The organism is Streptomyces longisporus, assembly GCF_039532765.1.
GTDB classification, from domain to species: Bacteria; Actinomycetota; Actinomycetes; order Streptomycetales; family Streptomycetaceae; genus Streptomyces; species Streptomyces longisporus.
This window is the reverse complement of record NZ_BAAASG010000005.1, coordinates 297,952-309,724: the sequence shown is the minus strand read 5'-3', so window position 1 is coordinate 309,724 and position 11,773 is coordinate 297,952. Positions and strand designations below refer to the sequence as shown.

Genomic DNA, 11,773 nt, shown 5'->3' with positions numbered 1-11,773 from the left:
GTAGCCTGACGCCCTGTCAGCTGAGGGGACAGCATGCGGAGGTGCACCAGCATGGCCGGAATCAAGGACGCCACCGCGATCGTCGGCATCGGGCAGACCCCCTTCGCCAAACGCCTCGACGAGGACGAGCGGACCCTCGCCTGCCGTGCCGTCCTCGCCGCCCTCGACGACGCCGGCATCGCACCCGGCGAGGTCGACGCGCTCGCCTCCTACACCATGGAGGAGACCGACGAGGTGGAGCTGGCGAAGGCGGTCGGCCTCGGCGACCTCACCTTCTTCAGCAAGGTCGGCTACGGGGGCGGCGGTTCGTGCGCCACCGTCGCCCATCTCGCCGCCGCCATCGCCTCCGGTCAGGCCACCGTCGGCGTCGCCTGGCGCTCCCGCAAACGCGGCAGCGGCCCCCGCCCGTGGAAGAACACCACCGTCCAGCTGCCCACCCCCGCCCAGTGGACCCGCCCCTTCGGCCTGCTGCGCCCCGCGGACGAGATCGCCATGCTGACGCGCCGCTACATGCACGAGTACGGCGCGACCCGCGACCACCTCTTCAACGTCGCCCTCGCCTGCCGCAACCGCGCCAACCAGAACCCGGCCGCGGTCATGTACGAGCGGCCCCTGACCCGCGAGATGTACATGACCTCGCGCTGGATCAGCGAGCCCCTCTGCCTCTTCGACAACTGCCTTGAGACAGATGGGGCGTTGGCGTGCGTCGTGGTGTCCCGCGAGCGGGCGCGCGACTGCAGACGACGGCCCGTGTACGTCCACTCCGCGGCCCAGGGCCTGCCCGCCCAGCACCACGGCATGGTCAACTACTGGAACGACGACCCGCTCACCGGCCCCGCCTGGACCGCCGCGCGCCACCTGTGGAAACACGCGGACTTCACCCCCCAGGACGTCGACGTCGCCCAGATCTACGACGCGTTCACCGCGCTCATACCGCTCTCCCTGGAGGGCTACGGCTTCTGCGGCCGCGGCGAGGGCGGCGCGTTCACCGAGCAGGGCGCCCTGGAGATCGGCGGGCGGCTGCCCCTCAACACCAGCGGCGGCGGGCTGAGCGAGGCCTACGTCCACGGGTTCAACCTCATCACCGAAGGCGTACGGCAGCTCCGCGGCACCAGCACCGCCCAGGTCCCGGGCGCCGCCACCTGCCTCGTCACCGCCGGTGAAGGCGTCCCCACCTCCGCCCTCCTGCTGAGGAGCTGACCATGCTCGATCCCGTCATCGACTCCGACGGCGCCCCCTTCTGGGGCTACGCCCGCCAGGGCGAACTCCGCGTCCAGGCCTGCGCCGACTGCGGAGAGCTCCGCTTCCCGCCCCGGCCCTGCTGCCCGCACTGCCAGTCCTTCGCCGGCGACTGGCGCAAGGTCGCCGGTCACGGACGTATCTGGTCGTACGTCGTACCCCACCCGCCGCTCCTGCCCGACTACGCGGACCAGGCCCCGTACAACGTGATCGTCGTCGAGCTCACCGACGCCCCGCGGATCCGTCTCGTCGGCAACCTCGTCGCCGAGGCCGGTGCCCGCCTCGACTCGGTGCCGGCCGGGCGCATCCGGATCGGCGCCAAGGTGCAGGTGGTGTTCGACGGCGAGGGTCTTCCGCAGTGGGTTCTGGAGCGCTCATGACCACCGCTGTCCGGCTCACGGCCGACAAGGACACCGGCGTCGCGGTCGTCACCCTCGACCGGCCCGAGCGGCTCAACGCCGTCGATCTGACCATGCGGGACGAACTGCGGCAGATCTGGCGGGAGTTGCGGTTCGACGACTCGGTACGGGCCGTCGTCCTCACCGGCGCCGGTGACCGCGCCTTCTGCACGGGCCTCGACCGGAGCGCCGTCGTCCCGCAGCCCGACTCCCCCTACATGGCCGACGATCCGCTGCTGCGCGTCGGCCCCAAGGCGAACGACCTGTGGAAGCCGGTCGTCGCCGCCGTCCAGGGCATGGCCTGCGGGGGCGCCTTCTATCTGCTCGGCGAGTCGGACTTCGTCGTCGCCGACACCACCGCCGCCTTCTTCGACCCGCACACCACGTACGGCATGGTCAGCGCCTACGAGTCCGTGCTCATGGCACAGCGCATGCCGTACGGGGAGGTCGCGCGGATGATGCTGATGGGGACGGCGGAACGGATCGGGGCCCGACGGGCGTACGACCTCGGGCTCGTCTCCGAACTCACCGAGCCCGGCGGGGCGTTGGCGGCCGCGACAGCGTGCGCCGGCGTGATCGCCGGGTATCCGGCCGAGGGCGTCCAGGGGACCGTGCGGGCCCTGTGGGCGACGAGGGAGAGCTCCGTCGCGCCGGGGTTCGCGCAGGCGGCCCATCTGGTGGCGCTCGGAAACCTCCCGGAGGAACGGCAGGCGGAGCTGTTCGCCGGGCGCAGGAGGTCGTTCCGAACGCGCTGATTTTCAGCCCGTCCGGCGTTTGAGGACGAGGCCGTTCAGGCCGAAAGCGGGGGTCTGGGGGCGGCAGCCCCCAGGTACGGGACGGGTGCGTCACCGCGTGGCGACCGGCGCGTACCCGGCGTAGCGTCTAGGTGGGACGGCCGCCGTCCACACCCTTCCGTGACACCGGTACGACGGCCGTCACCCGCACCTCAGGCGGGCCGCGCGGTCCCCGTCCCCTTCTCCGCGTCCAGCGCGTACACACAGCGGTCCTTGCTGCACGCGTACACGACGCCGTCCTTGACGACCGGGGAGCCGGTGATCTCCCCGCCGGTCGCGAGTTTCCAGCGCAGCCGCCCGTCGTCGGCCTTCAGGGTGTACAGCAGGTGGTCCGTGGACCCGAAGTGGATGCGGCCCTCCGCCACCGCGGGGGCACCGACGATGTCGCCGCCCGCCTGGAAGCGCCACTTGGGTGTGCCGGTGACCGCGTCCAGGGTGTACAGGCCCTTGCCGCTGCCGACGTGGACGTGCCCGGCGGCCACCAGAACGGGGTCGATCGACGCCCGGGACTCGGTGGCGATGCGCCACCGGTCACGGCCGTCGGTGGCGTCGAGGGCGTAGACCGTGCCGAGGTAGTCGACCAGGTAGATGCCGCCGCCGGTGACCGCGGGGCCGGGCGCGAAGGTGGGCGGGCACAGGAAGACCGCGGGGGCCTCGAAGTGCCACTTCACATGGCCGCCGGCCACGTCGATCGCCAGGACCCGGGTGCCGGCACAGACGTACACGTATCCGTCCGGGGCGTGCGTCACCCGTACCGGCACGCCGCCGCAGGAGGCCGCGTCGCCGATCGGGTAGGACCAGCGCTCCTTGCCGGTGCGGGCCTCCAGGGCGCGCAGCCGGGCGTCCTGCCAGACGTAGACCGTGCCCTCGTGGACGACGGGCCCGGCCTCCGGGGACTCGAAGTCGGTCTGCGCCCCGGTCAGTTCCCACAGCTTCTGGCCGTTCGAGGCCTCCCAGGCCTGGACCCCGCCGCCGCGTGTGCCGGTGACGACGGTGCCACGGTCGGCCTTGAGGGAGTACACCCAGGCGTCCGTGGACAGCCGCCACAGGTCGGCGCCCTCACGGCAGTCCAGGGCGAACAGCGTCGGCCCGTCGGAGGCGTGGATACGGCCGTCGGCGACCGCCATCGACCAGGCCACGTCCCGCGTCTTGAAACGCCGGCGGCCGGTGGCCACGTCCAGGGCGTGCACCTCGAAGGAGGTGACGTAGACGAGGTCGCCGGAGACCGCCGGGGTGCCCCACACATCGTTCGACATGCGGAAACGCCAGGGACGCCAGCCCGCCGCGGCCTCGGGGGGGCGACGAAGGTACGACGGGGTCCGCGCCGTTGACTCCGGGGCGAGGCTTGGACCAGGAGGCGGCGAGGGCGGCCTCCGGAGGAGGTGCCTTCACGGCGGCGGCACGGACGTCGGAGACCCGCGGCCCCGGCCCGATGGGCACCTGGGCGCCGGCCAGCCGGACGGGGCCGGTGTCGGGGGCGCCGACGGACACGGGGGACGCCGGTACGACGGGGTCGTGCGAGGGCGGGGGCGGCAGAGGGGCGGGGCGTGCGCCGCCGCCGCTGCGGCCACCGCCCTGGCCCGGCTTCGCCGCCGGGCGGCCGTTGCGGCGGGCCTCGATCAGACTCACCGCACGCTCGGGCAGCCAGGCCGAGGCCGTACCGCTGTCGTCCGTGCCGGAGCCGAAGAGGTGGGGGGCCAGCTGGGCCTGGAGGTCGGCCGGGTTGGGACGGGCGGTGGCCTCCATCTGCATGCAGGACTCGATGAGCGGGCGCAGCTCGTCCGGGAGACCCTCCAGGTCCGGGCCCTCCCGCAGCAGCATGAAGACCGTCTCGACCGGGTTGGCGCCGTGGAAGGGCGGGTGCCCGGTGGCCGCGAACACCAGCATCGAGCCGAGCGAGAAGACGTCGCTCGCACCGGTCACGGAGCGCGAGTCCTTCGCCTGCTCCGGCGACATATAGGCGGGCGTACCCACCGCCACATTCGTCATCGTCAAACGCGTGTTCGAGACACCGGAGGCGATACCGAAGTCGATCACCCGGGGGCCGTCCTCGACGACGAGGACGTTCGAGGGCTTCAGGTCCCGGTGCACCAGCCCGGCGCCGTGGATCGACTGCAGTGCCTCGGCCACCCCCGCCGCCAGCCAGCGCACCGCCTGGGCCGGGAGCGGCCCGCACTCGTTCACTATCTCTTCGAGGGAGGGCGCGGGCACGTACGCGGTGGCCAGCCACGGCACGGCGGCGCGTGCGTCGGCGTCGACCACGGCCGCCGTGTAGAAGCCGGAGACCGCCCGGGCGGCCTCGACCTCGCGAGAGAAGCGGACGCGGAACAGCTGGTCCTCGGCGAGCTCCGTACGGACCGTCTTGATCGCCACGCGCCGGCCGGACGCCGAGCGTGCGAGATAGACCAGCCCCATGCCGCCGGCGCCGAGCCGCCCCAGCACCTCGAACGGACCGATACGCCGCGGATCGTGCTGTGTCAGCTGATCCACCACTTGCCTGCCACCTCCCCGTACGGGCCGCGCCGGCCACATCTCTACGCGACCCCGTGCAGCGTCTCACCACCGCACCGCCATGGCGGCACGCACCCTGATTCTTCCTGTCCCGGGCACTGGTTGCGAACCCGGGACCGAGTCGGGATGCCTCACCCCAAAACGGTACGTTTCACCGCACGATCTGTTTCAGTCGGTCTATTTCAGCAGTTTTCAGTCGGTCTGCTTGCGTCGTTCCAGCACCGCGAACGACGCCCCCTGATTGTCGGTGACGACGGCCGCCCTTCCGTACGACGTCTCGAATACTGGCGCCCAGATCCGGCCCCCGAGACGGCTCACCGTCCCTAGTGCCGCGTCACAGTCCTCGACGCCGAAATGCACCAGGAAGTGGGGCGGCATCTCGGCCGGGAAGACCTCCGAGACGGCCGCCCGCCCGAAGTCGGGCCTGGCGTCCGGCCCGAACAGGGCATCGTGGAAGAGATCGCCGTAGAAGGTGTTGGCGACCTCCACGTCCCGGGCGTACAGCTCGGCCCAGGCGAAGGTGCCGGGCTCGTGCCGCCGGCCGAAGCCGGGGTGGCCGCCCGCCTCCCAGAGGCCGAAGACGGCGCCCTCGGGGTCCGTGACCAGCGCGGCCGTGCCCAGTCCCGCGAGCTGCGTGGGCGCCGTGACGACCTGCCCGCCGGCCGCCCAGATCCGGTCGGCCAGCGCCTCGGCGTCCGGCGTCGCGAAGTACACGGTCCACACGGTGGGCAGCCGCCCGTCCGCCTTGCGCGCGAGCGCGGCGACCGGCTCCCCCTGCTTGCGGGCCCACACGAAGCCGCCGGACACCTCCGGCCGGTCCTCGAAGGTCCACCCGAAGAGCTCGCCGTAGAACCGCTTGCCCGCCTCCACATCGGGAAGCTGCGCGTCCACCCAGCACGGGACGCCCTCTCCGTACGCGGATGCCCTGTTTTCGGCCATACCGCCAAACTAACGGCGACTCACGCACCCCGCAGGACCAGGCACACCAGTCTCCGCCCTCTCGTGCACCCCATTTGCAGTCGGCCGAATCGCGCTCCCATCACCCCTCGGTAAGCTGACGACATGACAGGACAAGTGCGTACCGTCGACGGCCGCGTGGCCGGCCGGCGTGGGCAGGCGACCCGGCAGAAGCTGCTCGACTGCCTCAGCGAGATGCTCAGCTCCTCCCCTTACCGGGACGTCAAAGTCATCGATGTCGCCCGGAAAGCGGGGACTTCGCCCGCGACCTTCTACCAGTACTTCCCGGACGTCGAGGGCGCCGTCCTGGAGATCGCCGAGCAAATGGCCACGGAGGGCGGGCAGTTGACCGCGCTCCTGGAGGGCCGCTCCTGGGTCGGCAAGGCCGGCTGGCAGACCGCGCAGGAACTCGTGGACGGTTTCCTCGAGTTCTGGCGCAAGAACGACGCGATTCTGCGCGTCGTCGACCTCGGTGCGGCCGAGGGCGACAAACGCTTCTACAAGATCCGCATGAAAATCCTCAACTCGGTGAACAACTCCCTCACCGACTCGATCGCCGAACTGCAGTCCAAGGGAAGGGTCGACAAGGACGTGAACCCGGCTGCGGTCGCCGGTTCACTGGTGGCGATGCTCGCGGCGGTCGCCTCGCACCAGAAGGGATTCCAGACCTGGGGCGTCAAACAGGCCGAACTCAAGCCGAATCTGGCGCTGTTGGTACACCTGGGCGTGACCGGCAAGAAGCCGACGAAATAGTCTCTCCGCAGATCTCTTCACGATCTCTTTTTCGAGTCTCTCTCTGGAGTCTCTCTTTCGAGGCCCAAGTCCTGTCTGGCAGGCGGTGGTTCACCCGACGGTGAGCCGCCGCCTGCTGCGCTATGCGGGCAGCGGACGATCCCGCACCACGTGCTTCATCACCAGCGTCGAGGTCAGCCGCTGCACTCCCGGCAGCGTCGCCAGCCGCTCGTCGTACAGCCGCTGGAAGGCGGCGAGGTCGGCGGTGGCCACCCGCAGCAGATAGTCGGGCTCACCGAACAGCCGCTGCGCGTCCAGAACGTGGGGGATGTCCGCGAGCGCCCGCTCGAACTCGGCGACCGTGTCCCGGTCCTCCTGCCGCATGGAGACGAAGACCAGCGCCTCGAAGGTCAGCCCCACCGCGGCCGGCTCCACCACCGCCCGGTAACCGCTGATCGCCCCCGACCGCTCCAGCTCCCGCAGCCGCCGATGACACGGCGAGACACTCAGCCGCACCCGCCCGGCCAGCTCGGTCACGGTCAGCCGCCCGTCCTGCTGCAGCTCGGCAAGGATTTTCCGATCAACGTCGTCCATGGAGCAGATCCTTCCATGAATCGGGCCTCAGTGAGCAAAATCCGGGAACACTTTCGGGACATTCAGGCCTAATGTCACTCGCATGAACACCGGACTACTGCTTTCCTTCCTCGCCCTCGACCTTCTGCTGGTGTGCGTGCCGGGTGCCGACTGGGCGTACGCGATCTCGGCCGGACTCCGCGGCCGTTCGGTCGGGTGGGCGGTGGGCGGTCTGGTCGCCGGGTACGCACTGCACACGGCGCTGGCGGCGGCAGGACTCGCGGTGCTGGTGGCGGGCGAGCCACGGCTGCTGACCGCACTGACGGTGATGGGTGCCGGGTATCTGGTGTGGCTGGGCTGGGGCGTGCTGCGCCGCCCGGGCACCCCCGGCACGACGGACGAACCCGCCGAGGCATCCCGCATCCGCGTCTTCCTGCGCGGCGCGACGATCAGCGGTCTGAACCCCAAGGGCCTGCTGCTCTACCTCTCCCTGCTGCCCCAGTTCCTGACCACGCACGGCGGCCTGCCCGTCCCCGTCCAGACCGCCACCCTCGGCCTGCTCCACATGGCGTGCTGCGCCGCCGTCTACCTCACGGTCGGCCTCGGCGCCCGAGCCGTCCTGGGCACCCGCCCGTCCGCGGCCCGTGCGGTGACGCGGACGTCGGGGGCGGCGATGTTGGGGATCGGGGCGTTTTTGCTGGTGCAACGGTTGGCCACGTTGTAGCTCATTGAACACTCCACGCCCGGTTTACGTACGTATGAGCACGTACTCCGCACATGCCTCACGAGAGGAGAGGCGATCATGAAGCTTCTGAAGCGTGCGGCCCTGGCGGTGGCCTCGGCCGCGCTCGTGGCGGGCACCGCGGGCATCGCCGCGGGGCCGGCCTTCGCAACGGGTCAGCCGAGCAAGACCTGCGGCGACCCTGGCGCGACCAGCTCCCCCGGTAACGCCTCAAGCGCCCGCGGCTCGGCCTTCAACGAAGACCCCGGTGGCGTCGCCGGCAGCATGTACGCCGGTAACGGCCCAGGCTCCACCCAGCACGCCGGCAGCGGCAACGCGGTCTCCCAGTACGACGTCGCCTGCTACCAGGTCACTCAGCACGCCTCGTGACCCTGAACACCCGTATCTCCCGCTCCACCCGAGCCTGATACGTCGCATACGGCGGCCAGAAGGCCAACAACGCCTTCCAGGCCGCCGCCCTCTCCTCACCCTCCAGCAGCCGGGCCGTGACCGGGATGTCCTGGCCCTTCCAGCTGATCTCGGCGTCGGGATGGGCGAGGAGGTTGTGGGTCCAGGCCGGATGGTCGGTGCGGCCGAAGTTCGAGCCGATGAGGAGCCAGCCGCCCTCCTCCGGCATACAGGCCAGGGGCGTGCGCCGCGGGAGGCCGCTCCGCGCACCCGTGGACGTCAGGATCACTCCCGGCAGCATCTGCGCGCTGAGCAGGTACTTTCCGCGCGTCAGGCGGTGTACGGCCTTGTCGAGCGGCGGCACGACGTGCGGCGCCACCTTCGCGAAGCCCCTCGTGGAGGACACCTTCTGCACCAGCCGTTCACCGATCACACCGCCACCTCGCGACCCTGCTCGAAGAGATGCGCCGCGTCGGCGGCGTGCGCCCGCAGCCTGTGTACCGGCCCGAACAGCAGCTCGTCGCCCGCGGCGCGCTTGAAGTACAGATGCGCCTCGTGCTCCCAGGTGAAACCGATGCCGCCGTGCAACTGGATCCCTTCGGCGGCGGCACCGCGCAGCGCCTCAAGGGCCTGCGCCAGGGCGAGCCCGCCCACCTGCTCTCCTTGGGCGGCGGCCCAGGCGGCGTAGTAGGCGGCCGAGCGCGCCGCCTGGACCTGGACGTACACGTCGGCCAGCCGGTGCTTCACGGCCTGGAAGGAGCCGATCGCCCGGCCGAACTGCTCGCGCTGTTTCACGTATGCCACGGTCCGCTCCAGTGCCTGATCGGCGGCCCCGACGGCTTCGCAGGCGAGTACGGCGGCGGCCGTGTCACCCACGGCGGAGAGGGTGTCGAGGACGTCACCCCCGTCTTCCGCGCCCAGCAACTCGGCTTCCACCTCCCGTAGTTGGATGCGGGCCTGCGGGCGGGTCGCGTCGAGCGCGGTCTGCCGTGTGCGTACGAGCCCGGCTGCGTCCCCCGTGACGAGGAAGAGGAGGGTGCGCGAGCGGGCGAAGCCGCCGGTGTGGGCGGCGACCAGCAGGAGCTGCGCGCTGTGGCCGTCCAGTACCTGGTCGACCTGTCCGTACAGCCGCCAGCCGTCGCCCGCCCGCCGGGCCTGGACGCCTCCCGCACGACCACCGCCCGCCCAGTCGCCGTCGCCCCTGCCGGTGAGGGCGAGCGCGGTGGCGAGGGCGGTGCCCGGGACGGCGAGGGCGGCCGTGAGGGTGCCGTCGGCGATACGGGGCAGCAGGGCGGCGCGCTGGGCGTCGGTGCCGAGGGCGAGGATCAGGGGTGCGGCGAGCACACAGGTCGCGAGCAGCGGGGAGGGGGCAAGGGTCCTGCCCGACTCCTCGGCCGCGAGGGCGAGTTCGGTCGTCGAGCAGCCGATTCCGCCGTACGCCTCCGGGAGGGCGAGCCCCGGCAGGCCGAGCCGGTCGGCGAGGGCGGTCCACAGGGCCGGGTCGTGTCCGGCGGGGGTGTCGAGGGCGGCGCGCAGTTCGGCGGGGCCGCAGCGTTTGCGGAGCAGTTCGCGCAGGGTGCGGCGGATCCCGTCCTGCTCGGCCGTGAAGCCGGCGTCCATGGCTGTCCCCCACTCTCTTCCCTCAGGATCTGACGGTCCGTCATATTAGGAGCGCCGGAACGATATGCACAGAGGCAGGAGGCCGCTCATGACTCCCCGGACGGCACACCGGACGACGCCCCGGAGCCGGAAAGTCGCCGTGGTCGGCGTGGCCCTCTCCGACTGCGGCCGTGTGGACGGCGCGACCCCGTACACCCTGCACGCCCAGGCGGCCCGCCGCGCTCTGGCCGACGCGGGGCTGGCCCGTGAGGTGGTGGACGGCTTCGCCTCGGCGGGCACGGGCACCCTCGCCCCCGTCGAGGTGGCCGAGTACCTGGGCCTGCGCCCCACCTGGGTCGACTCCACGGCGGTCGGGGGTTCGACCTGGGAGGTGATGGCGGCCCACGCGGCGGACGCGATAGCGGCCGGGCACGCGAACGCGGTCCTGCTGGCCTACGGCTCGACGGCCCGCGCGGACATCAAGGCGGGCCGCCGCACCGGCGACCTCTCCTTCGGCGCGCGGGGCCCGCTGCAGTTCGAGGTGCCGTACGGCCACACGCTGATCGCCAAGTACGCGATGGCGGCCCGCCGCCACATGATCGAACACGGCACGACCATCGAGCAGTTGGCGTCCGTCGCCGTACAGGCGAGGGCGAACGCCGCGCTGAATCCGGACGCGATGTTCCGCACGCCGATCACCGTGGACGAGGTCCTCTCCGGCCCGATGATCGCGGACCCCTTCACCAAGCTGCACTGCTGCATACGTTCCGACGGCGGGGCGGCGGTGCTGCTGGCCGCCGAGGAGTACGTACGGGACTGCCGTACCGCTCCGGTCTGGGTGCTCGGCACCGGGGAGCACGTCTCGCACGCCGCGATGTCCGAGTGGCCCGACTTCACGGTGTCGCCTGCGGCGGTGAGCGGACGGCTGGCGTTCGAGCGGGCCGGGGTGCGGGCGGAGGAGATGGACTTCGCTCAGATATACGACGCGTTCACCTACATGACCCTGGTGACGCTCGAGGATCTCGGGTTCTGCGGAAAGGGGGAGGGCGGGGCGTTCGTGGAGAAGGGGCGACTGAGGGTCGAGGGTGGGGAGCTGCCGGTGAACACGGACGGCGGCGGGCTGTCGGCCCAACACCCCGGGATGCGGGGCTTGTTCCTGCTGGTGGAGGCGGTGCGGCAGCTGCGGGGCGAGGCGGGGGCGCGGCAAGTGCGGGCGTCCGACGGCCAGTTGCCTCGGCTGGGGGTCGCCTCCGGCACCGGTGGCTGGTTCTGCTCCTCCGGGACGGTGGTGCTGGGCAGGTGATCAGGGGCGAGGGCTACTCGGCGGGCAGTGCCTCACGCATCGCACGCGCGGTGGAGGTGGGGTCGTAGTCCCCCGGGACGCCGTCGACCAGGATGATGTCGCCCTCGATGTGCCGCGAGCGCAGCGGAGCGATCTCCTGGTACGCCGGTGAGTCCCACCAGGCCCGCGCCTCGGTGATCCCGGGGAAACCGATCACCACGACGTGCCCGGGCCAGCTGCCCTCCTTCACTTCGTGCTGCGTGGCGTGCACCAGGAAACGGCCGCCGTACGGCTCGAAAGTGCCCGAGATCCGCTCGATGTACTCGGCGATCTCCGGGTGCGGGGCGGCTTCCTGCAGGTGGGCTATCGCGTAGGCGGTCATGGGGTGTTGCCGTCCTTCCGGTCGGTCGGGCTCCGTATGCGACGAGCGTGGCAGGCGGGCACGGCGGGGTCGATGACCTGAGAGGTAAGCGGGGTCTCGATGACCGGAGAGGTAAGCGGGGTCTCGATGACCGGAGAGGTAAGCGGTCTCTGGTGTCTCCGGCAAAGGGCGCGCCAT

Annotated in this window: 12 protein-coding genes and 1 pseudogene; 7 read left to right on the top strand and 6 right to left on the bottom strand. The window is 71.4% G+C overall.

The genetic code is table 11. The annotated features are described in order from the left end of the window. The first annotated feature begins 51 nt into the window (after nucleotides 1-51). The 3 genes from ABD355_RS09705 to ABD355_RS09695 are packed head-to-tail and all read left to right on the top strand — an operon-like array spanning nucleotide 52 to nucleotide 2,392. A complete protein-coding gene (locus ABD355_RS09705; RefSeq protein ID WP_344399744.1) occupies nucleotides 52-1,200 on the top strand; it encodes a lipid-transfer protein in 1,149 nt (382 codons plus the stop codon). A 2-nt stretch (nucleotides 1,201-1,202) separates the two neighbouring features. Continuing rightward, the gene (locus tag ABD355_RS09700; RefSeq protein ID WP_344399743.1) at nucleotides 1,203-1,619 is read left to right on the top strand and encodes a Zn-ribbon domain-containing OB-fold protein; all 417 of its coding nucleotides are present in this window, start codon (nucleotides 1,203-1,205) and stop codon (nucleotides 1,617-1,619) included. Beyond that, entirely contained in the window at nucleotides 1,616-2,392 is a 777-nt protein-coding gene (locus ABD355_RS09695) for an enoyl-CoA hydratase/isomerase family protein (protein WP_344399742.1), read from the top strand. Before ABD355_RS09700 ends, ABD355_RS09695 begins: the two co-directional genes overlap by 4 nt. A gap of 191 nt (nucleotides 2,393-2,583) precedes the next feature. Here the strand turns inward: ABD355_RS09695 and afsK are convergent. After that, nucleotides 2,584-4,924: pseudogene (gene afsK / locus ABD355_RS09690) on the bottom strand (protein serine/threonine kinase AfsK). A gap of 210 nt (nucleotides 4,925-5,134) precedes the next feature. Beyond that, a complete protein-coding gene (gene kbpA, locus ABD355_RS09685; protein ID WP_344399741.1) occupies nucleotides 5,135-5,881 on the bottom strand; it encodes an AfsK-binding protein KbpA in 747 nt (248 codons plus the stop codon). Nucleotides 5,882-6,016: 135 nt separating this feature from the next. Between kbpA and ABD355_RS09680 the strand changes: the two genes are divergently transcribed. Next, complete coding sequence (locus ABD355_RS09680) at nucleotides 6,017-6,652, top strand: TetR family transcriptional regulator (RefSeq protein ID WP_115907536.1); 636 nt, start codon at nucleotides 6,017-6,019, stop codon at nucleotides 6,650-6,652. A 120-nt stretch (nucleotides 6,653-6,772) separates the two neighbouring features. Here ABD355_RS09680 and ABD355_RS09675 read toward each other — a convergent pair whose 3' ends face one another. Further along, on the bottom strand, nucleotides 6,773-7,225 hold the full coding sequence (locus ABD355_RS09675) for an Lrp/AsnC family transcriptional regulator (protein ID WP_344399740.1): 453 nt from the start codon (nucleotides 7,223-7,225) through the stop codon (nucleotides 6,773-6,775). A gap of 82 nt (nucleotides 7,226-7,307) precedes the next feature. Between ABD355_RS09675 and ABD355_RS09670 the strand changes: the two genes are divergently transcribed. Further along, the gene (locus tag ABD355_RS09670) at nucleotides 7,308-7,928 is read left to right on the top strand and encodes a LysE family translocator (protein WP_344399739.1); all 621 of its coding nucleotides are present in this window, start codon (nucleotides 7,308-7,310) and stop codon (nucleotides 7,926-7,928) included. A 78-nt stretch (nucleotides 7,929-8,006) separates the two neighbouring features. Next, entirely contained in the window at nucleotides 8,007-8,315 is a 309-nt protein-coding gene (locus tag ABD355_RS09665; protein ID WP_344399738.1) for a hypothetical protein, read from the top strand. On the opposite strand, the gene ABD355_RS09660 is transcribed toward ABD355_RS09665, so the two are convergent. Continuing rightward, nucleotides 8,296-8,766: a nitroreductase family deazaflavin-dependent oxidoreductase gene (locus tag ABD355_RS09660; protein WP_344399736.1), complete on the bottom strand. Its 471-nt coding sequence runs from the start codon at nucleotides 8,764-8,766 to the stop codon at nucleotides 8,296-8,298. The genes ABD355_RS09665 and ABD355_RS09660 overlap by 20 nt on opposite strands. Beyond that, nucleotides 8,763-9,953, bottom strand: coding sequence for an acyl-CoA dehydrogenase family protein (locus ABD355_RS09655; RefSeq protein WP_344399735.1), 1,191 nt, complete (start codon nucleotides 9,951-9,953; stop codon nucleotides 8,763-8,765). Before ABD355_RS09655 ends, ABD355_RS09660 begins: the two co-directional genes overlap by 4 nt. Before the next feature lie 88 nt (nucleotides 9,954-10,041). Between ABD355_RS09655 and ABD355_RS09650 the strand changes: the two genes are divergently transcribed. Continuing rightward, nucleotides 10,042-11,235, top strand: a complete 1,194-nt coding sequence (locus ABD355_RS09650) for a thiolase C-terminal domain-containing protein (protein ID WP_344399734.1) — start codon at nucleotides 10,042-10,044, stop codon at nucleotides 11,233-11,235. 13 nt (nucleotides 11,236-11,248) lie between these two features. Here ABD355_RS09650 and ABD355_RS09645 read toward each other — a convergent pair whose 3' ends face one another. After that, complete coding sequence (locus ABD355_RS09645) at nucleotides 11,249-11,596, bottom strand: DUF1330 domain-containing protein (protein ID WP_344399733.1); 348 nt, start codon at nucleotides 11,594-11,596, stop codon at nucleotides 11,249-11,251. Nucleotides 11,597-11,773: the final 177 nt, after the last annotated feature.